14 protein-coding genes are annotated in these 21262 nt (G+C 46.5%); 7 read left to right on the top strand and 7 right to left on the bottom strand.

The window, feature by feature from the left end; genetic code table 11:
- Positions 1-313 precede the first annotated feature (313 nt).
- A complete protein-coding gene (aspS, locus tag ELS82_RS18965) occupies positions 314-2092 on the bottom strand; it encodes an aspartate--tRNA ligase (RefSeq protein WP_134836873.1) in 1779 nt (592 codons plus the stop codon).
- 274 nt (positions 2093-2366) lie between these two features.
- Here aspS and ELS82_RS18960 point away from each other — a divergent pair, with 274 nt between their 5' ends.
- From ELS82_RS18960 to ELS82_RS18935, 6 genes are all read left to right on the top strand, one after another.
- Positions 2367-3248, top strand: coding sequence for a DUF72 domain-containing protein (locus tag ELS82_RS18960; RefSeq protein ID WP_134836872.1), 882 nt, complete (start codon positions 2367-2369; stop codon positions 3246-3248).
- A 113-nt stretch (positions 3249-3361) separates the two neighbouring features.
- On the top strand, positions 3362-4099 hold the full coding sequence (gene cmoA, locus ELS82_RS18955) for a carboxy-S-adenosyl-L-methionine synthase CmoA (protein ID WP_053438498.1): 738 nt from the start codon (positions 3362-3364) through the stop codon (positions 4097-4099).
- Between the two features lie 84 nt (positions 4100-4183).
- Complete coding sequence (cmoB, locus tag ELS82_RS18950; protein WP_134836871.1) at positions 4184-5155, top strand: tRNA 5-methoxyuridine(34)/uridine 5-oxyacetic acid(34) synthase CmoB; 972 nt, start codon at positions 4184-4186, stop codon at positions 5153-5155.
- A gap of 240 nt (positions 5156-5395) precedes the next feature.
- Complete coding sequence (locus ELS82_RS18945) at positions 5396-6139, top strand: ATP-dependent zinc protease family protein (RefSeq protein ID WP_134836870.1); 744 nt, start codon at positions 5396-5398, stop codon at positions 6137-6139.
- A 17-nt stretch (positions 6140-6156) separates the two neighbouring features.
- A complete protein-coding gene (locus ELS82_RS18940) occupies positions 6157-7662 on the top strand; it encodes an inactive transglutaminase family protein (protein WP_134836869.1) in 1506 nt (501 codons plus the stop codon).
- A gap of 2 nt (positions 7663-7664) precedes the next feature.
- Positions 7665-8645, top strand: a complete 981-nt coding sequence (locus ELS82_RS18935; protein WP_134836868.1) for an alpha-L-glutamate ligase-like protein — start codon at positions 7665-7667, stop codon at positions 8643-8645.
- A gap of 85 nt (positions 8646-8730) precedes the next feature.
- Here the strand turns inward: ELS82_RS18935 and ELS82_RS18930 are convergent, their stop codons facing one another.
- The 3 genes from ELS82_RS18930 to ELS82_RS18920 form a co-directional block, all read right to left on the bottom strand.
- Positions 8731-10371 (bottom strand): GMC family oxidoreductase, encoded by a 1641-nt coding sequence (locus tag ELS82_RS18930; RefSeq protein WP_134836867.1) that lies wholly within the window; start codon positions 10369-10371, stop codon positions 8731-8733.
- Positions 10358-11923 (bottom strand): long-chain-fatty-acid--CoA ligase, encoded by a 1566-nt coding sequence (locus ELS82_RS18925; RefSeq protein ID WP_134836866.1) that lies wholly within the window; start codon positions 11921-11923, stop codon positions 10358-10360. The genes ELS82_RS18930 and ELS82_RS18925 overlap by 14 nt, the downstream gene beginning before the upstream one ends.
- An 80-nt stretch (positions 11924-12003) precedes the next feature.
- Positions 12004-13494, bottom strand: coding sequence for a coniferyl aldehyde dehydrogenase (locus ELS82_RS18920; protein WP_134836865.1), 1491 nt, complete (start codon positions 13492-13494; stop codon positions 12004-12006).
- Between the two features lie 163 nt (positions 13495-13657).
- On the opposite strand from ELS82_RS18920, the gene ELS82_RS18915 reads away from it, so the two are divergent.
- Positions 13658-14698, top strand: a complete 1041-nt coding sequence (locus ELS82_RS18915; protein ID WP_134836864.1) for an AraC family transcriptional regulator — start codon at positions 13658-13660, stop codon at positions 14696-14698.
- A 66-nt stretch (positions 14699-14764) separates the two neighbouring features.
- Here ELS82_RS18915 and mukB read toward each other — a convergent pair whose 3' ends face one another.
- From mukB to mukF, 3 genes are read right to left on the bottom strand one after another with little or no spacing between them, the layout of a single operon-like run.
- A complete protein-coding gene (gene mukB / locus ELS82_RS18910) occupies positions 14765-19222 on the bottom strand; it encodes a chromosome partition protein MukB (RefSeq protein WP_134836863.1) in 4458 nt (1485 codons plus the stop codon).
- Positions 19219-19944 (bottom strand): chromosome partition protein MukE, encoded by a 726-nt coding sequence (gene mukE, locus ELS82_RS18905; RefSeq protein ID WP_167489393.1) that lies wholly within the window; start codon positions 19942-19944, stop codon positions 19219-19221. The genes mukB and mukE overlap by 4 nt, the downstream gene beginning before the upstream one ends.
- Positions 19925-21262 carry a chromosome partition protein MukF gene (gene mukF / locus ELS82_RS18900; protein ID WP_134836861.1) on the bottom strand — a complete coding sequence of 446 codons (1338 nt, stop codon included), beginning with the start codon at positions 21260-21262 and terminating at the stop codon, positions 19925-19927. Before mukF ends, mukE begins: the two co-directional genes overlap by 20 nt.

Below are 21262 nucleotides of genomic sequence, written 5' to 3'. Positions count from 1 at the left end.
CGACAGACTCGTAGTCTGTAGCATCTTCAATCGTTTCATGAGCCAGTACTAATTCTTGAGCCAACATAAAAAATCCCCACTAACTTTGTTAGTGGGGATTATCATACGACCCGAAGATCATTCAAGTCTCTAAACCGATCGGCATTAGCTTCGTTTGAAGCGGCTTTTGCTATTCAGAGAAATAATATACTCAAAATAATTGGAGTTTCAGCTAGGCAACAAGTAAGTTCATCCCTATGCGCATAGGTGTTCTATGTAATTAGGGTGAACTTACGCAGTTAACAACGCTGCAACTTCAAGTATGAAGAGTAGATTACTCTTCTTCTTTCTTCTCTGCAGCTTTCACAGCAATCGCTAGTTCTTCAAGCGAAGCTGGGTTAGCTAGGCTTGGAGCGTCTGTTAGTAGACAAGAAGCATTCGTTGTTTTCGGGAACGCGATAACGTCACGGATGTTCTCTGTACCACAAAGTAGCATTACTAGACGGTCAAGACCGAATGCAAGACCTGCGTGTGGCGGTGTACCGAACTTAAGTGCGTCTAGTAGGAAACCAAACTTCGCTTGCTGCTCGTCAGCTTCAATACCTAGAATATCAAATACTGCAGATTGCATTTCCGCGTTGTGGATACGTACAGAACCGCCGCCTACTTCGTAGCCGTTTAGAACCATGTCGTATGCGTTTGAGTTAGCCGCTGCTGGGTTCGCTTTTAGCTCTTCCGCGTTCACACCTAGTGGCGATGTGAATGGGTGGTGCATAGCGTGTAGGTTGCCTTCGTCATCTTCTTCGAACATTGGGAAGTCAACAACCCATAGTGGCGCCCATGCAGACTCGTTTGTTAGTTCTAGATCGATGCCTAGTTTCAAACGAAGTGCACCTAGAGCTTCAGATACTGTGTTTGCTTTATCTGCGCCAAATAGAATGATGTCGCCAGATTCTGCTTGAGTGCGATCAAGAATACCGTTAATTACGTCTTCGTTTAGGAACTTAGCCACTGGAGATTGGATGCCTTCCATGCCTGCTGCACGGTCGTTAACCTTCATCCAAGCCAGACCTTTCGCGCCGTAGATGCCTACAAACTCGCCGTAGCTATCGATTTGCTTACGAGTTAGCTTAGCGCCACCCGGTACTCGGATAACTGCCACACGGCCTTTCTCATCGTTAGCAGGACCAGAGAATACTTTGAACTCTACGCCTTTAACCAAGTCAGCAACGTCTACTAGCTCTAGTGGGTTACGTAGATCTGGCTTATCGCTGCCGAAACGACGCATCGCTTCAGAGAATGGCATGATTGGGAACTCGCCTAGATCTACGTCTAGAAGCTCTTGCCACATATCGCGAACCATTTTCTCAGTAGTCGCACGTACTTGCTCAGCCGTCATGAATGACGTTTCGATATCGATCTGAGTGAATTCTGGTTGACGGTCAGCACGCAAGTCTTCATCACGGAAACACTTAACGATTTGGTAGTAACGGTCAAAACCAGACATCATTAGTAGCTGTTTGAATAGCTGTGGAGACTGAGGAAGCGCGTAGAAACTGCCTTTGTGAACACGGCTTGGCACTAGGTAGTCACGAGCACCTTCTGGTGTCGCTTTAGTTAGTACTGGCGTTTCGATATCTAGGAAACCATTGTCATCTAGGAAACGACGAACAAAGCTAGACGCTTTAGCACGTAGCTTGATGCGGTCGCTCATTTCAGGGCGACGTAGGTCTAGGTAACGGTACTTAAGACGTTGCTCTTCTGAGTTCTTCTGGTTGAAGTCTAGTGGCAGTACGTCTGCACGGTTGATGATTTCAAGACCTTTCGCAATGATCTCTACTTCACCCGTTGCCATATCTTTGTTTACTTGGCTGTCTGGACGAACGCGTACTTCACCCGTTAGCTTGATACAGAATTCATTACGAAGTGTGTTAGCTACTTCGTACGCATCTGCCATATCTGGGTCAACAACTACCTGAACGATACCTTCACGATCTCGCATATCGATGAAAATAAGACCGCCCAAATCACGGCGACGGTTAACCCAGCCGCAAAGTTCTACAGTTTGTCCTGCAAGGGACTTGTTCAGGTGACCACAGTAATGGGTACGCATAATGAATTTCCCAATCTCTTAAAATTTGTTGATTACTATCTATCGGTGTACATTTATCGATAGAGCAAAGTTCCATTTATACGCTGAAAGTTAGATGAAATCGACTACCCAGCGTACAATTTATTGCGATTTATTATCTATTGATGCTTTTTAAACCAACAAAGGCGTAAAACTGCACCAATAGCAAAAAAATTGTCGATGATTATAGCCCTATATTGGTCCGTTGAGCAAAACTCTCGCGCAACTCGTATTCATGTGAACCGTAATAACAAATATGCACCTTTATCCAATTCGCCTAGGCCTCACCATGTGGTCCAACAATCAATGGCAACAAAGCTTTTATGGCCGCGGCACTCAGCCAAGCCAAAGGCTGGAAAAGTACGCCAGTGTCTTTCATACGGTTGAAGGCAACACCACATTTTACGCCACACCCAACACGACAACGGTCAGAAACTGGCACGCCGCAACTCACGATAAGTTTCGTTTCACGTTTAAACTGCCGCAGCACATTACTCACCAACAAATGCTGCAAGGTTGTCAAAGTGAATTGAAAAGTTTTATGGCGATTATGGAACCACTGCACGAACGAATTGGTCAGTGGACAATACAGTTACCCGCCGCATTTGGTCCGCAAAACCTTGAACAACTAAAGCGTTTTTGCGCCTTGTTTCCACCCAATTTTCCTATTGGCGTCGAAGTCCGTCACCCCGCTTTCTTTGACAAGGGAGACGATGAAAAACGGTTAAATCAATGGTTAGTGGAAAAAGGGTTTGATCGCATCATTATGGACAGTCGCCCGGTGTTCTCTGAACAAATCACCTCGACCCACCCTCACTATGAATCCCTGTTAGATGCTCAACAGAAGAAACCAAGAGTGCCGGTTCATGCCATCGCGACCGGAAATAACCCGCTGATTCGCTTTATCGGCCATCCTGAAGAGGCGCTCAACCATTCCTTCTTTACACCTTGGCTGACAAAATTGCCGCAATGGATCGCAAAAGGGAAACAGCCTTATTTGATGATTCATACCTCAGACAATCTGATTGCTCCTGAGCTCGCCGCGAAACTCTACAGCCAATTGCAATTACATGCCGAACTGCCTGACTTAGCTGAGTTTCCTGGTGGTAACGGCAATGCTCAAATACAGATGTTTTAAGCTATTCAGCGACAGAACATGACATGGCGACGAATTTCTCATAAAATACGCGCCTTTTTGTGGCAGATGCACAAGCTATACCGCCATGCTTTGATAGTTATGAGAACAGAGTTATGAACCCTAAGAGCAATCCAGATACTATTTTTTCGGCTCCAATCGATAAAATTGGGGATTTCACCTTTGACGAGCGTGTTGCGGAAGTGTTCCCCGACATGATTCAGCGCTCTGTTCCTGGTTATAGCAATATCATTTCTGCTATCGGCATGCTGGCTGAGCGATTTGTTAAACCACACTCAAATGTTTACGACTTGGGTTGTTCTCTGGGTGCTGCAACCTTATCAATGCGTCGTCATATTCAGCAAGAAGGTTGTCAAATCATCGCCGTCGATAATTCATCAGCGATGGTTGAACGTTGTAAGTTACACGTTAACGCCTACCGCAGTGATACTCCGGTTGATGTGGTTGAAGCTGACATTCGCGATATCGACATTAATAATGCCTCTGTGGTTGTGCTTAACTTTACGCTGCAATTCCTATCGCCAGAAGATCGTTACACGCTGCTAGAAAAAATCTATGCCGGTCTTCGCCCAGGCGGCATTTTGATCTTATCGGAAAAATTTGTATTTGAAGATCAAGCATCTAACGAACTATTGATCGATCTGCATCACGACTTTAAACGTGCTAACGGTTACAGCGAACTCGAAATCAGCCAAAAACGCAGCGCGATTGAAAATGTAATGCGTCCAGATTCTAAGAAAGAACACAAAGAACGCTTTGCTAAAATCGGCTTCAGCAGTTACGACGTGTGGTTCCAGTGTTTTAACTTCGGTTCGATGTTCGCGATAAAATAAACTTCGCAAATTATCTATCGCTTTCGTCCCCTAGTGTAGGGAATGACATAATTAATTTTTTAACGACCAACTCAGTGAAAAACTATGTTTAATTTTGCTAACTTTTTCCAACTTATTGCCCAAGATACTCGTCTACAACCTTGGCTTAATGTGCTACCTCAGCAACTGACAGATTGGCAAAACGCTGAACATGGTGATTTCGGCCGTTGGCTAAAAGCACTCAATAAAATCCCAGAAGGTCACCCAGATCAAATTGATATCAAAAATGCGGTGATGCTGACCAACGACACCCCATTCCATACTGGTGAAATTAAAAAGTTAGAGAGCCTACTGCGTACCTTCCACCCTTGGCGTAAAGGTCCATACACAGTGCACGGCATTCATATTGACACCGAATGGCGCAGCGACTGGAAGTGGGATCGTGTACTACCGCATATCTCTCCGCTAAAAAATCGTAGTGTGTTAGATGTAGGTTGCGGCAATGGCTACCACATGTGGCGTATGCTAGGTGAAGGCGCGCGCCTCACTGTTGGTATCGACCCATCACACCTATTTTTGATTCAGTTTGAAGCTATCCGCAAACTAATGGGCGGCGATCAACGTGCGCACCTTCTGCCATTAGGTATTGAGCAACTGCCAAAACTTGAAGCGTTTGATACTGTGTTTAGCATGGGTGTGCTTTATCACCGCTGCTCACCACTGGATCACCTCATTCAGCTTAAAAACCAGTTAGTTTCAGGCGGCGAGCTAATACTAGAAACCTTGGTGATTGAAGGCGATGAAACGTCTGTGCTTGTTCCTGTCGATCGTTACGCGCAAATGCGTAATGTCTATTTCTTCCCGTCGGCTCGCGCCTTGAAGGTATGGCTAGAAAATGTCGGCTTTGAAGATGTTCGAATTGTCGATGAAAACGTGACGTCAACCGATGAGCAACGTACCACCGATTGGATGACGCATAACTCATTACCAGATTACTTAGACCCTAACGACCCGTCTAAGACAGTTGAGGGGCACCCAGCGCCACGTCGCGCGGTACTGGTTGCTACTAAACCTTAGTCGGAAATGTGAGTGAAACGGACAAATTGACAAAGAGTTAACTCAACTCGAGTATCAAACCGTTTCTCTTATGTTTAATCCCCCATACAATGATAAGGATGCAATGCATCCTTATTTTTTTGCGTATACCACTTATTCCTCATTTTTTGAGAGCTTAGGCCACACAACCACTTGTTTGCGGCAAATTTTATACGCTAAACTTGTTATTTATCTTCAATTTAAATTCATTCAGGTTTATCAATGTTGAAAAGATTGACCCCTATTATGGCGATGCTGGTACTTTCAGGCTGTACCCTGACTAACAGTACGCAATATCACCAAGAAACCTTAGCGGCAATTCAAGCCTCTGAAGCAAATCTAACCAATCAATATGAAAACCTAAATTTACAGCTAAGCAATCAATCTGATTACATCGAAAGCCTCGAAGATCAGGTTCATGATTTAGAACAGCAACTGAATGCCTTCAAGCAAGAAGCATTAGAAGAAGTTCGTAAAAAGCCAGAGCCGGTAGTGATCCCCGCTCCTGCACCGGTTGCTCAAACTCCCACTCATGGAATTATCCTTGGCGAAGTCGAGTCAGTAACAATCGACTCGATTAAACAATCTTTTGATGCGCGCGTAGATACCGGCGCAGCAACTTCATCATTAAATGCCGTAGACATTGAACAGTTCGAACGCAATGGCAAGAACTGGGTTCGATTCCACCTGTCTGATGGCGATAGAGAACTCAACGATACCAATTGGATTGAAGCACCTATCGTTCGATTCGTGAAAATCCGTCAATCAACCACCGAAGACGTTGAAAGACGCGCAGTCGTTGAGTTATGGGTTAAACTCGGAAAAATCCATGAAAAAGCACAATTTACATTGGCAGACCGTTCTCAAATGAGCCATCCTGTGCTCTTAGGCCGTGAATTCATTAGAGATATTGCGATGGTTGATGTAAGCAAAAAATACATCCACACGGAAGTCCCAAAAAAATAATAAGGTAGCGTAAGCTTATGACGTCAAAAATCCCGTTTTATATATCAGTCGCAATGATTATCGTTGCTGGTATTGTCTTAAGTATGTTTCGTCATCAGAACTACGGTGTTCCTTGGACGCCAGGTGAAACGAGCCAAATTTGGGATATCGAAGCTCGCGTAGAGTTCAACGGGCAAGATAAGCCGGTTAAAGTATCTCTCGCGGCGCCACATACACAAAGTGGCTTTACCCTAATCAACCAGTCTTCATCTTCACAAGGTTATGGTGTTTCCTACATTAACACTGAATCTGGCCGACGCGCTGAATGGTCTAACCGCCAAGCGGCTGGCGCCCAAACGATTTACTACAAAGTTCAATTCCTAGTTGACCCTCAAGCGAATGTAGACCCAATCCCGCCAAGCGGAGACATCACGCCACCGACCTTTGATGGCCCAGCAGAAGCTGCAGCAATCGCCGTCATTGAACGCGCAAATCAGCGTTCAGCTGACGACATCACCTTTACACGTGAACTGATTAAGTCTCTCAACGACAGCGACAGCCAGAATGCCTCTCTGCTCCTCAATCATATGACTAAAGTGGATGCGGTCGATAAGATTTTGGCTTATGCGAAGATTCCAAGCAAAGTTGTTGGCGTTATTGAGTTAGAAGATGGCCGTCGCCGCCAAACGATTCAACACATGAACCAAGTGTGGGATGGTAACAACTGGGTACTGTTTAATGCCAACGATCCGAACCAAGTGATTAAAGAAAATATCCTGGTTTGGGATGAGTCTAATGTTTCCCTGCTTGACGTGGTTGGCGGTAATAACAGCCAAGTTCACTTCTCGATGATTGCTCAAGATGTTTCTCCTTCTCAAGCAACTCAGCAGAAAGTCGAAGCAGATGGGCTACTAAACTTCTCAATTCATAGCCTACCACTGGAAGAGCAAGCGATGTTTAAGACCATCATGCTGATTCCAATTGGTGCACTCATTGTTGTTTTCCTACGTGTCATCATCGGTCTTAAAACATCGGGCACATTCATGCCTGTACTGATCGCTGTCGCCTTCGTCCAAACGCAACTGGTGACGGGTATTGTTGGTTTCTTACTGATCGTCGGTACTGGTCTGGTTATCCGTAGTTATCTATCCAAGCTCAACTTGTTGTTGGTTGCACGAATATCCGCGGTGATCATCACGGTAATTATGATCATTTCAGTATTTACAGTTGTCGCATTTAAGATTGGATTGACTGAAGGTTTATCTATTACCTTCTTCCCAATGATCATCTTGTCTTGGACGATTGAACGTATGTCGATCCTATGGGAAGAAGAAGGTGCCAAAGAGGTTGTTCTTCAAGGTGGCGGTTCACTGCTGACTGCGGTACTGGTTTACCTTGCAATGACTAACCCATACATTCAGCACCTAACGTTTAACTTTATTGGCCTACAGCTAATCGTTCTAGGCGGTATTCTACTGCTAGGTACTTACACAGGTTACCGTTTGACAGAGCTTCGTCGCTTTAAACCACTTGCGGAGGACTAAACATGTTTTCACGTTTTACCTCTCAATTTACTTCGCCGGGTAAACTGCGCCATAAAGGTATTATGGGCATGAACCAGCGAAACCATAGTTACATTGGGCGATACAATGATCGCTCAAAGTACCCTTTGGTTGACGACAAGTTAAAAACCAAGATCATTGCCCAGCAGCACGGTGCAACCACACCCGAGCTGATTGGCAAGATCTGTAATCAGGCAGAAGTAAGAACCATCCATAAGATGGTTGAGAATTGGCCTGGTTTCGTAATCAAGCCAGCTCAAGGTAGTGGCGGTAAAGGTATCTTGGTTATCACGTCACATAAAGATGGCGTGTACACCAAGCCATCGGGTGCCACTATCAACAAAGAGGATGTAGAACGTCACATCAGTAACGCACTAGCAGGACTGTTCTCGCTAGGTGGTAAGAACGACGTAGCTATCGTTGAGAACCTAATTAAGTTTGATGATTGCTTCGAAGGCTTCAGTTATGAAGGTGTACCTGACGTTCGTATCATCGTCTTTAAGGGCTACCCTGTCATGGCGATGATGCGCTGCTCAACGGCGGCGTCTGACGGCAAAGCTAACCTTCACCAAGGTGCGGTTGGCGTCGGTATTGATATCGCAACTGGTAAGGCAATTCGAGCGGTTCAGTTTGACCAACCGATCACTCACCACCCTGATACTGGTAAAGATCTATCAACACTACAAGTTCCTCACTGGGAACGTTTGTTAGTTCTAGCATCCAGCGCGTGGGAAATGACGGGGTTGGGCTATATGGGTACCGACATGGTACTTGATAGAGATGAAGGTCCAATGGTCCTTGAGCTAAACGCTCGACCAGGCTTAGCTATTCAAATTGCCAATGGTGCAGGTCTATTACCTAGACTGCACCACATTGAAAGCCTCGGCATGCCGGCTGAATACCCAAAACCAGCGGAACGCGTTGAGTACGCTGCTAAACAGTTTGGATCTTCCGCGCAATTCTAGTTCGCAGTTAGGTTTCAATAATAAAAGCCGAGGTTATCATGACCTCGGCTTTTGTTTTTATTCAGTAACGAATGCCTTTCTCTAGCTAAGCAAGCTCACACTCGGCCGTGTTAGTTTGTTTTAGCAAGGCATACTGCTGCTTGATACTATCGCCAACTTTCTCTGCAATCATAATGGTGGGCGCGTTAGTATTGCCTCCAACTAACGTTGGCATAATTGAAGCGTCTACGACTCTTAACCCACTCATTCCGTATACATTTAGGTTACTGTCTACCACAGCAAACTTGTCATCCGCTGTGCCCATTTTACAGGTACCCACTGGATGATATTGGGTATCGGCTCGATTACGGATGTCTTCTTCTATCGCCTTGTCATCCATTGCATCGACTGGATAAAAATTCTCCCCGCGCACATCATCAAACGCCCTACTCTCTAGCATTTGATGTTGTTTCTTCCAACCCTTAATCATGACTTCCATATCTTCAGAGTGACTAAAGAACGCAGGATCGATACTAGGTGGATCATATGGACTAGCACTATTCAGCTTTACCGTCCCAACGCTCTTTGGACGCAATAAGGTCACATGAGAGCTAAAACCATGGCTCGCATGAATCTTGCGCGCATGATCATCTACCACAGCAACAACAAACACAAACTCTAAGTCAGGCACTTGTACATCGGTATCTGAACATAAAAACCCAATCCCTTCGGCAAAGTTACTGCTCATTTTGCCGCAGCGCTGCCTCATCCACTGAGGAACTGCTTTGCTCATCTCAGCGGCCATTCGCAGTGACACTCCAAAGGTCTCTCGTTTGGCACTGCTACGATAGGTCTGAACCAAATCAATATGGTCTTGTAGATTTTCCCCCACTCCAGGCAAGTCATGAACTTGCTCAATACCATGAGCATCGAGATCTTTTTTAGCGCCGACACCTGACAACATCAGAAGTTGAGGAGAGCCAAACGCACCTGCCGACAATATTACTTCTTTGGTGCACTTGATCTGAAAGCGTTGCCCCTTCAAACCATACTCAACACCAGTTGCCTTTTTACCTTCAAATAGAACTTTGTGAGTTGTGGCCTTAGTGATAACGGTCAGATTAGGTCTAGCTAAATTTGGGGTGAGGTACGCTTTAGCGGCGCTACAGCGTTCACCATTTAACTGAGTAACTTGCGTTGGCATCGCCCCCAATTGCTTTGCGCCATTAATATCATGATTTTGGGGAACACCTATCGATTCGCAAGCTTGTAAATAACGCTCTAGCAGCTCACTTGGCGAACGAAGGTTAGCCACATTCAAGGGACCACCTTGACCATGAAACTGGTCATGATGAACTTCGTTGTTTTCTGCTTTTTTGAAATACGGCAGGCAGTCATCATAGCCCCAGCCTTTGTTGCCTAAGCTTTCCCATAAATCATAGTCATAGCGGTGTCCCCGAGCGTACATCATCGCATTAATTGAACTAGAACCGCCTAAGGTTTTTCCTCTAGGTTGATAGCCTTTGCGCCCGTTCAGTCCCGGTTGCGGAATCGTTTCAAACCCCCAGTTGTTTATCTTCGTTGGCATCATCGCCACCATACCAATCGGAGTATGAATAAACGCGCTGGTATCTTTACCGCCTGCTTCGAGCAAACAAACGCTAACATGAGGGTCTTCTGTTAATCGAGACGCTAAGACACAGCCCGCAGAGCCGCCCCCGACAACGATAAAATCATAACTGTCCATCAGCGGTTTCCTCTGCATCTAATGCGTGAAGTTCACGTTTTAGGATTTTTCCCGTTGCCGTCATGGGTAAGCTTTGACGGATAAAAATGCGACGTGGGTATTTGTAATCTGCGAGCTGCTCACGGCACCAAGATATCAAAGCCTCGCTGTTGCAATGTGAGTCTCTATGAAGCACAACATGCGCATTCACCTCTTCTCCAAGGCGCTCATCTGGCTCTCCAACAACGGCGACCATTTCGACGTCAGGGTGGCACATCAGCACTTCTTCTACCTCACGCGGATAAATGTTATACCCACCACGAATAATCATGTCCTTGACGCGATCGACGATAAACAAATTGCCATGCTCATCAATACGCCCGATATCCCCAGTTAAAAACCAGCCGTCTCGAATGGAGTCCTGTGTCGCTTCTGGCCTGCGATAGTAACCTTTCATAACACTTGGACTTTTAATACACACTTCACCGAGCTCCCCTGCCGATAACGTATCACCTTTGGCATCAATGATTTTAATCACGTGACCACATAACGGCTGTCCAACACTTCCCGGTAACCTATCCCCATCGATATGGTTAAATGTCGCGACAGGCGCCGTTTCCGACAATCCATAACCTTCGAGAACAGGGAGCTCGAAACGGCGTTCAAACTGACGAATCACTTCTACTGGCATAGAGGCTCCGCCTGAGACTCCGAGCCTTAAACTGTGTTTAACCAATTCTGATTGCTCGGGTGATTGCTCACCTGCTCTTAACAGTGCGATGTACATGGTCGGTACACCAGCAAACACGCTGATCTTATGTTGGATGATTTGCTCAATGACAAATTGCGGCTCAAAGCGGGGAACCAATACCAAGGTAGAACCGGTCAAAATACTCGCGTTCATCATCACCGTTTGGCCAAAACTGTGAAAGAGAGGAAGTGTAGCCATGGTGGTGTCGCTGTATTCCAAGCGCATTAAGTACTGAGAAGACATCGCATTACTGTGCATATTGGAGTGTGAAAGCTCCGCTCCTTTAGGCTGCCCTGTGGTACCAGACGTATAAAGAATCACTGCTGTATCATTACTGCTTAGTGCGACGGACTCAAAAGGTACGTTTTCTTCAGTGAACCAATCTTCTATCGCATATTCACCTTCGTCACATTGGTGAGATAACGAAACAAAGTACTGACACTGTTGTGATTGCTCAAACCCTTGTCGACCAAACTGACCGATCGGTAACTCATCATTACCTTCAAAACAGAAGTAGGCTTTCGCTTCTGAATCATTCAGGTGGTAAGCAATTTCTCTACCTTTAAACAATACATTGAGGGGAACGACCACGCACCCTGCTTTCAAGATCCCGTAATAAACTATCGGAAAATAACTCACATTTGGGCAAGAAAGTGCCACTTTGTCTCCGGCAGTTAGGCCTAGTCGTTTGAGGTTTTCAGCAACATTACTCGCCAATTTGTCGAACAATGCGAAACTGACTTCTTCATCGCCCATCCTTAGGGCCGCTTTGGTAGGGAAAAGCGCTGCACTACGCTCTAAGTTAACAGCAAGGTTATGCATCCATGATCTCCTTTTCAACAATGGTCAGCAGTACCTGACCACTGCAGATAGATTATTTAGGGTAATTGAAGCTTAGTGGGTTAAGTATCCTTGTTTAGATCTGCATCGGGCTTACCCACAAATGTTCTGAGGATAAGTTTTTGCACTAGGTTGCCATAAGGCGGAGAAAATAGCTGAATCGGAAACCAATCTCGCATTTTCAGTACGGTACGAGCGTGGCTTAACTCTCGAAATCCTTCTTCTCCGTGGTAATTGCCAATACCCGAGTTACCAATACCTCCAAATGGCACTGAATGATTAAGTACGTGCCAACCCCAATCATTGATAGTGACACCGCCACTGTGGGTTTGTTGCAAAAACGCCTCACGCTGCTTTGCGTTATGACTAAACAAATAGCACGCAAGTGGCCTTGGTCTGTCGGTGACATATTCAATCACCTCTTCTATCGAGCGATAGGTATGCACTGGTAGCAAGGGACCAAAAATCTCTTCTTGGCAGATACGCATATTTGGCGTCAGGTTAGTCGCGACATACAAAGGTGTCTTTCTCCCCTCACCCGGTTTAAGACATTGAGTGACCGTCGCACCTTTGCTGCAAGCATCATTAAGTAATTCGTGGAATCGTTGGTGCTGAGCCTCATCGACAAGCGCTGTATAGTCTTGGTTACCTTGGATTTGTCCGTACATGTTTTGATGTGCGTCTTTCAACGCTTCAACAAACTGCTGCTGTTTCTCTTCTGGGACGAACGCATAGTCAGGTGCAATACAAATCTGGCCAGAGTTAAACCCTTTGCCATGAGCAATGCGCTCCGCGGCCTTACCTACATCGTAATCATCAAACACCACGACGGGGGACTTGCCCCCAAGCTCCAAGGTAACAGGAGTAAGATTGGCAGCGGCATTCGCCATAATGATTTTTCCGCTAGCGGGAGAGCCAGTAAAAATCAGGTGATCAAACGGAAGGTGAGAAATCTCCATCGCTTGAGGGTGGTTACCATCCACAATGCAGACCAAATTCTCTGGATAAATCTCTGCTAACATACGGCGTAGTTGACGCGTCGTTGCTGGGCAATTAGGCGGCATCTTAATCATGCAGCGATTGCCCGCCGCCAAAGCGGTAATCATGGGGCCAATAGACAAATAAAGAGGAAAGTTCCAAGGGCATATGATGCCCACGACCCCTTTGGGTTGATAGCGGACTTGCAGCTGATTGCCTTTGAAAATCCACTCTGTCGCTCTACTGCTCGGCTTCATCCATTTGTTCAAATGACGAACCACGTGATTGATATCCAGTATTGGAGCAAGCACATCAGCCATGATCGACTCCGTATGGCTACGACCACCGAAGTCTTCACTCATCGCGTCCGCTAACACATTTTGATAGCGCGAAAGCTGCCTTTTTAATGCGACCAATCGCTGCTTTCTCACCGACAAGCTTGGTAGTGGATCGGATTGATAGGCCAGTTTAAGTTCGGAAAACCAAAACTCTAACTCGCTGTGTTGTGAATCATTGATCGCCGTTAGCTCTTGCTCGCACTGTAGTTCGGTTTCGTTATTGGCCAGTACACTCATGTTGGTCTCCCACTATTCAATCTGTCGATTGCAACATTTCGATAACATGTGGCCAAGGTTGCAAAAAGACAAAAATAGGTGATATTCGGACAGCTTTGAGACAATGGTGACGGAATCACATTTCGACTGACGCTAGGATAATGGTTCGCATAAAGGGGGAAGAATGGAATACACCGCCGTTTACGAACCAGATACTCAATCTTGTGGCATCCTAGACTTACAACTGCTTAGCCGTTATCTAGAGACCAAGGTCGATGTTGAACACTTACTTGATGGTAGTAATGTCGACGCTGCTGCGCTGTATGTTCCAGATACTCACATCACATTGGCGCAAAAACTGGCCATCTTCAGCAATGCGCTTGAACACTCACAAGAACGCGGATTGGGTTTGAAAGTCGGCCAACAAGCGCGGTTTAGTGACTTTGGCGTACTCGGTTACGCCGTGTTTAGTAGCAATACGTTACTTGATGCGTTAATGATGGGCTTTAAGTATTTACGACTTGCCGGCCCTGTGTTGAAGAAAAAGATGTGGGTTGAGGATAACCAAGGTTACTTTCGCGCTGAACAACTGATCGATCTTCAGTCCCTATTACCGTTTTGTTGTGAATATTGGTTTGCTGCGATTCAGAATTTATGTGAAGAAGTGATGCAACAGCCGTTTCCATCCACGCTAATCAGGTTCCCCTATCCCGAGCCTGAATATAGCGAACTCTATGAACAAATATTCCACTGCAAAATCGAATTCAATAGCGAACAACTAGAATGGCAATTCGACGCGACGAAACTGTATGAACCGCTCCCAGCAGCCAATACGATGACGCTCCAGATGTGTTTGAAATCTTGCGACGAGATGTTGGAAAAGGTCACTGGGGATGCCAGTCTGAAAGAGAAAATCACACAAATGTTTGTTGAACGATTAGGCGACTATCCTTCGATTGAAGAACTATCTGCCGAGTTAGGCATGTCGTCAAGAACGTTAAGACGGCATCTTAAAGCAGAAGAGACCAGCTATCAGCAGATCCTCGATCACGTGCGTTTACACCTCGCTCGCCATTACCTTACCTCCACGCAGATGTCTGTCGAGGAAATCGCGGAACGCATTGGCTTCTCAGACAGCGCCAACTTTCGCCATGCTTTTCGAAAATGGAGCGGTTGCACGCCGCGACAATATCGCCAAACGCCTATAGAAGAGAGCGCTAAATAACCGCCTGCCGTAATGAAAAAGCCCGCATCTTGAGATGCGGGCTTTTAATTTTACTTGGGTTTAGCGTTAGAGTTCTTCAACCAATTGCTGAACTTCACTTTTCGGTTTCTTCTCTTGGCCAAAGCCGCGCAGACCGACTACGTGCACGTGTTCGTGGTCTTTAAACACCTTACGCACCAGTTTGTAGGTCGTACCTTTCTCTGGGCTGATGTTCTCTGGCGCCGCAATAAGAAGCTGCATATCCAGACGGTCACAAAGCTCGAATAGAGTCGAGATAGACTTCGCATCCAGACGCGCTGCTTCATCAAGGAACAATAGGCGACAAGGCACAATGTCTTTGCTACGCAGACGACGTGACTCTTCTTCCCAACTTTGTACAACCATCAGTAGGATTGACTGACCAGTACCGATCGCTTCACCGGTTGATAGCGCACCAGACTCAGCTTGTAGCCAACCATCAGAGCCACGGTTAACTTCAACGCTTAGCTCTAGGTAGTTACGGTAGTCGAGTAGCTCTTCACCCAGAACTTGCGGTGAACGTTGGCCCATGTCGATATGCGGGTTCACACGCTGGAACAATTTCGCCATCGCTTCTGAGAAGGTAAAGCGCGAAGATTCGAACAAGTCTTTATGTTGATCTTGCTGCGTTGACAGACCGTTAAGCAGTACTTCGTGGCTTTCACGGATCTTCACATTTAGACGTACCCCCTTAACCTGACCAAACGAGATGTTTGATAGGCCTTGGTTAAGCATACGAATACGGTTTTGCTCACGCTGAATCGTCTTCTTGATGATGCTCGCCACAGACTCAGAGCTGATTGCTAGGCGGTTTTCACGCTGCGTTAGCTCTTCTGTTAGACGTGCAAGCTCTACTTCCATCTCTTCAATCGCTTCAACTGGATCGTCGGTGCGAATGATGTCTTGGCGAATACGCTCACGTAGATGCTGGTAAACGGCAATGTAGAACAGAACTTTACGCTCAGGACGGGCATTGTCTTCAGATAGACGCAGTGCATCACGCAGATCTTCGTTGTCCGCAACTGCTAGACGTAGTGCACCCAATGATTTATCTGACATTGAACGTAGCTCATCGGCTGACATGTAGGCAAGTTCACGTTTGTGCAGACGACGTTCAACATCGTTTTCACGCGCTAAGCGCAGTACGCTACACCAGCCTGCTTTCGCGGCAACCACTAAGGTACGCAGCTCAACATACTCTTTCTGAACTTTCTTCAGGCGCTTCGCCAGCGACTTCATTTCCAGCTCAGTTGAGGTGATGGTACGCTCGTACTCACTCTTACGTGAACGAGAAGTGTGTAGACGCTCTTGCAGTTCATCACGACGACGTTGTGCACGCTCTGCTGCGCCTTCATCCGCCGTTACACCGTATTCTTGTAGCTCTTGCTTGAACTCTTGCACGGTCTCAAGTTTCGCTTGGTGCGAACTCTTAAGTGATGCCAATACTTGGTTGTATTGGTTCATCTGACCTTGTGCTTGCTTTAGTTCGTCACGAGTACGTGTACGTGCTTTTTCTGCTTCTACCAGCTTAGCTTTAAGCTGCTCACTCAGTTCGCTGCTCTGGTTCAATAGGTCAACAGAATCTGAGTAAGCGAAGTAGTGACGACGTTCAACGAGATCAGCCAGTGCGAAGATTTGTGTCTTCAGCGCTTGCAGTTTCTGGTCAGCCGCTTGGTATTCACTCTCTAGTGCGTCAAACTGCTCTGGATCGGCATCCAGCGCTGAAACAATCTTCTCAAGCTCTGATAGCGCCTTGCCATGGTTAGCAACAAACGCTTTCGCTTCGGTCAGTTTTTCGATGTTCTGCTCAAGCTCGTCAAACTGAGCCGCTAGCGCATCATCTTCAATCAACGCCATATTTGGCGCAATCTTATCCAGTGCTGATAGTGCTTGTTTGCTCACCTGCAGTTGGCTACGTTGCTGCTGCTCTTTGGCATCCAGTTCAGCCAGCAGACGCGCAGCTTGGTTACGTTTTTCACGTACACCCACCAGCGCTTGTTCAGGATCAGATTCGAACGCTACCTGAATGTGTTTGGCGACAAAGTTGTTGAACGCTTGGTATAGACGCTGAAGTTTCTGCGAATCAAACGCCGCTTTCGCATGCTGCTCAACTACTTCATCACGTTCGTTACGTAGCAGCTCTAAACGCTGTTCACGTGCCGCGCGGCCAAACAGAGGAATCTCAGGTAGACGTGAGTAACGCATCTGACGATCGTTCATACGAACGCACACTGCGCCTTCTAGCTCTTCTGCATCGAAAGAGCTGTCATCAAACGCGTCGATATCGCCTTCGATGATGTACAAATCTTCTGGACAGTCGTCTAACTCAACTAGCTTCTCTTCGATACCTGATAGGTCAGACACCACAATCGCGTGACGAGCAGGGCCGTACATTGCGCTGAAATATGGCGCATCATCGATAGTGATGTCGTCATAAATCTCAGACAGCAGTACGCCGCCTAATGTATCGGCTAAGCCTTTAAGACGCGGGTCGTTTGAACCACCAGGCGATGCTAGACGCTCAATTTCAGTATCTAGCTGCGAGCGACGCTCTGCCAGTTTATCTTTCGCTAGTGATTGCTGCTTTTCGTCTTCCAGCACCACTTGCATGTGCGCCATGACCGATTGGCTATCTTCTAGCGCTGCGCCACTTTGCTCGCGTAAGCTTTCAAGTGCATCGTTCGCGGCAATCCAGGTCGGTGCAATCGCTTCAAGCTTATTAATCTCAGAAGCGGCATCTTGCTCAAGACGACGCTGTTCACTACGCTGCTCACGAAGATCCTCTTGAGACATATCAAGGGATTCGATTTGCATTGCATGACGTTCACGCTCTTGTTCAAACGCAAGCTCATCAACTAAATCAACGTTGTGCTGCTTTTGGTACTCCGCAACCAACTCTTGTGTTTGACGTTGCTTATGAAGACGACGCTCAACATCACGGTGCTGCGCACGCCATTGCTGTTCATTTTGTGCTAATTGCTGAGCATCACGACCTTGTTGAATCGCTGTTTTCGCTTTAGCCGCTGCGTCCTGACGCTCAACAGAGCCAACAATCGAGCGAACAAGTTTAAGCGCTGCTTCAAACTGCTCTGCCGCCGCTGAAGACATATCTAGCTTGTGTTTGGTTGCCAGAAGTTCAGTGGTGCTTTGTGCTTCTTGTGCCTTCAGTTCATTGACTAAGGTTTGTGCTGACTCTGCCGTTAGGCCGTCATTACCCAGTAACTGCTTGGCTTTATCCAGCGCTTGCACCGCTTGTTGGTATTGCAATGCGCGAGTCTGCTGAACATCTAGGGCTTGTTGGTAGTCAGCAAGCTGAGTCTTCAAGCTATCCACTTCTTCTTCAGAAACGGTGGCTTGCTCTTCAGCCATCAGAACACGCTCTTGCGCTTCTTCAACCACCATCATCTGCTCTTCAAGACGCTCTTGCAGCTCTTCAAGATCTTCTTGGTAGCGCTCGATTTTCTCTTGCTGACGCAGCGCATTTTGCACTAACTGTAAGTGATCCGATGCCGCTTGGTAGTCTTGCTCAAGCGAAGACTCAGACTCTACTAACAGCTCAAGCTCTTCTTGAACGCGGTTAAGCAGGTTGTTTTGCTCTAGCAGAGTTTCACGAGAACCAAATAGCTCTGAACGCAGTGATAAAGTCTTATCTAACTTGTTACGACGATCATTAGCATGACGCATGTAGTCCGCAGCAACATAGTTGGTCGACTCGGTAATCAAGTGTTTGAACAGGTCACGGTCTGCTTGAGTGGTTTTGATCGCTTCTAGCGTCATGCGGTTTTCACGCAGCGCTGATTCCATATCTTGGAACGCTTTCTTAACCCCGCCGTTTTGTGGCAATAGGTAATCACGCAGTGAGCGCGTAATCGCACTTGAAATACCACCGTAAAGCGAGGCTTCAATCAGGCGGTAGAACTTAGAACGATCGCTAGAGTTACGCAATTTCTTCGGAATCACACCGAATTCAAACATCTGTGAATGATATTCCACTACCGAAGAGAATGCTTTGAATTGAACGCCTTCAAACTCAGCAATCGCTTCTTTCACTTCGTTGATCTGACGAACACGCGCTTGAGTTGCCGATACGCTTTCAATTAGAACATCAGTCGGTTTTACGTGACTTGGCAGACCTTGAATAACGAAAGGTTTGATGTCGACTTTCTTGTCACGGCCAGCAACTTGCTGAAGCTTAACCGCAAACAATAGACGCTGGTTACGTGAGTTGACTACATCAAGCGCGGCGTAACATGCGCCCGCTTGCAACTTACCATAAAGGCCTTTGTCACGTGATGACTGGCTACTACCGGCTTCTGTTGTGTTACGGAAGTGCAGTAACGTTTGGTCAGGGATCAATGCGGTGATAAATGCCGCCATCGTGGTCGACTTACCCGCACCATTACCACCAGAAAGCGTGGTTACTAGTCCATCAATATCAAATGTACGTGCAAAGAAGCCGTTCCAGTTGACCATGGTCAGCGATTGATATTTACCTCGTTCAATCATGCTTCACCTTCTTCTATCATTTCTTCGGCTTGATCTTCTTCGCTTGCAGGCTGCTCTAGTAAGCTGCCTTGGCTTGGTTCTTTGGTGTGTACTACTGCTTCACCATCACGGATCAGACGTAGTTGAGCTTCACGCATATCATCGCCAACACGTACATCGGCACCAAAGCGGAATACCGACTCACTGATGCTGAATTTACCGGTTTCACCAATATTTATGATCATACCTAGGCGACGTAGACGACGTAGCGATGTACGAACTTTTTCAAACAGCTTTTCTTTATCTAAATCAGAGCCTGTCGCGCGGTTAGTTACCAGCTTCATTAGCTTGCTTTCGTCAGCAAGAGCCAATAACTCCTCGTATAGCTCTTGATTGGTAAAGATACCTTCGTGAGCCAAACGCTCTGGGCTTAAATAAAGGAAACACAGTACCTTACCCACTAGCATGTCGAGCTCTGACAATACACTGCGGCCAATCAAAGAAGTCGAACGTGGACGCAGGTAGAAGAAACCTTCCGGTGCTTTCACTAACTCAGTGTTGTAACGTTGATAAAACGATGACAGCTCGATTTCGAAATCTGACAGCAGTGCATGGTTATCAAGGTCTTCACTTGAAATATGACGCCCTGCTCGCAGCATGCTATCTAGCGCTGGGAATAGAGGGTTAGAAATTGCTTTTGCCAGCTTATCTGACATGTATTCATTAATATCGGTCGATGACATTTGCTTGTACCTTTGCACCAAAATCGTTAATCGCTTGCCAATCTGGCTGGATCGCTTGATAGTCGGACTCTGAATAGCCCAGACGCACAGCTTGGTCGATAACAATTCGTGCTAAATCAAAATGATGAGTCTGTGGATGCTGCGCAAGATAATCACGTAACACTAAGCCCAAATCGATTGGTGTACCTTGTTCTTTGTGCACTTTTAGCATGCCACCAATACGCTCTGACAGCTCATCGTTGACCTGTTGAAACTCTTCGTATTCCACTTCTAATGGCACTTGACCGGTAACTTCGTCATCACGAAGTACCAAAGCTTCATCACGAAGCTCTGAGAGACGCTCAGCATCTGCATAAGTCAGATACCAAGGCATATCGAAATAGTCTTTCACTGATTGGCGTAAGCGCGAGCTGAATGCTCGGTTCTTATCCATATCAATGGCAGTTCGGATAAACTTATGTACGTGGCGGTCATAGCCAATCCAAAGGTCAATCGCTTGCTGACCCCAACTGGTTATGCGGTCCAGCTTCATTTGCAGACCGAACAGTGTCTCAGCGATAAACTCTAATTCGTCATCACCGTAAACCAGTTCTTGGATATCTAAGATTTGAGTCTGAAGTTCATCGCCAGCCGCTTGCAATGTATCTTGCAGCTCTTTCAGTGTGTTCGACGTTTCAGATAGCAGCGATTCACAGTTGTTGATCGCATCACGCCAATCTTTATTCAGCAGCTCAGCGATCTGAATCTTCACAGATTGCTGCTGCTCATCCATCACACGCTGGTTAAGATCGATCTGATCGAAGATCTCGCCCACAGAGTACTTCAGCACGCCGTAGACGTTTTTACGCCAGTGACCCGGTGTGCCACCTTGACGAGCCGATTCAATCGCTTTCGCCATCTCATCAGCCACCATAGAGAGCTGAATCGATAGTTTTAGCTTAGAAAACTCACGGTGACGCACGTAGTAATCGGTAATACCAATCGCAAGCGGTGATAGACGGTAGATACTCGCACCGTCCGTCACTTCGCTGGTAAAACGGCTAATTAGGCGCTGCTTTACCATCTCGTTAATCGCGTTATTGGCACGAAATGCCGATGCATCACCCGTTTCTTCGAATAATCGAGTAACGATAGTGAACGCATCATGGAGTTCGCCCTCTCCTAGTTCTTCATCAAACCTTTCGTTACTGAGCACAGCAATAGCAATCAAAAATGCTAGCCGCTCTGTCGTGAGGTTCAATGAGAAGTCATTCTGCTTAACCCAGCCAACCAATTCATCGATGGGTTGCTCAGCAGCATTTAGAGTCATCTCGCTCAT

It is taken from the genome of Vibrio ouci, assembly GCF_004551525.1.
Lineage (GTDB): Bacteria > Pseudomonadota > Gammaproteobacteria > Enterobacterales > Vibrionaceae > Vibrio > Vibrio ouci.
The sequence above is the reverse complement of the archived record's forward strand: the minus strand, read 5'-3'. Positions and strand labels throughout refer to the sequence as shown.

What these genes read in the sequence shown, in the direction of transcription:
- ELS82_RS18915 (WP_134836864.1), top strand. Translation starts at nt 13,658, where the DNA reads ATGGAATACACCGCCGTTTACGAACCAGATACTCAATCTTGTGGCATC.
- ELS82_RS18940 (WP_134836869.1), top strand. Translation starts at nt 6,157, where the DNA reads ATGACGTCAAAAATCCCGTTTTATATATCAGTCGCAATGATTATCGTT.
- aspS (WP_134836873.1), bottom strand. Translation starts at nt 2,092, where the DNA reads ATGCGTACCCATTACTGTGGTCACCTGAACAAGTCCCTTGCAGGACAA.
- cmoA (WP_053438498.1), top strand. Translation starts at nt 3,362, where the DNA reads ATGAACCCTAAGAGCAATCCAGATACTATTTTTTCGGCTCCAATCGAT.
- ELS82_RS18925 (WP_134836866.1), bottom strand. Translation starts at nt 11,923, where the DNA reads ATGCATAACCTTGCTGTTAACTTAGAGCGTAGTGCAGCGCTTTTCCCT.
- ELS82_RS18935 (WP_134836868.1), top strand. Translation starts at nt 7,665, where the DNA reads ATGTTTTCACGTTTTACCTCTCAATTTACTTCGCCGGGTAAACTGCGC.
- mukB (WP_134836863.1), bottom strand. Translation starts at nt 19,222, where the DNA reads ATGATTGAACGAGGTAAATATCAATCGCTGACCATGGTCAACTGGAAC.
- cmoB (WP_134836871.1), top strand. Translation starts at nt 4,184, where the DNA reads ATGTTTAATTTTGCTAACTTTTTCCAACTTATTGCCCAAGATACTCGT.
- mukE (WP_167489393.1), bottom strand. Translation starts at nt 19,944, where the DNA reads ATGTCATCGACCGATATTAATGAATACATGTCAGATAAGCTGGCAAAA.
- mukF (WP_134836861.1), bottom strand. Translation starts at nt 21,262, where the DNA reads ATGAGCGAGATGACTCTAAATGCTGCTGAGCAACCCATCGATGAATTG.
- ELS82_RS18930 (WP_134836867.1), bottom strand. Translation starts at nt 10,371, where the DNA reads ATGGACAGTTATGATTTTATCGTTGTCGGGGGCGGCTCTGCGGGCTGT.
- ELS82_RS18945 (WP_134836870.1), top strand. Translation starts at nt 5,396, where the DNA reads ATGTTGAAAAGATTGACCCCTATTATGGCGATGCTGGTACTTTCAGGC.
- ELS82_RS18920 (WP_134836865.1), bottom strand. Translation starts at nt 13,494, where the DNA reads ATGAGTGTACTGGCCAATAACGAAACCGAACTACAGTGCGAGCAAGAG.
- ELS82_RS18960 (WP_134836872.1), top strand. Translation starts at nt 2,367, where the DNA reads ATGCACCTTTATCCAATTCGCCTAGGCCTCACCATGTGGTCCAACAAT.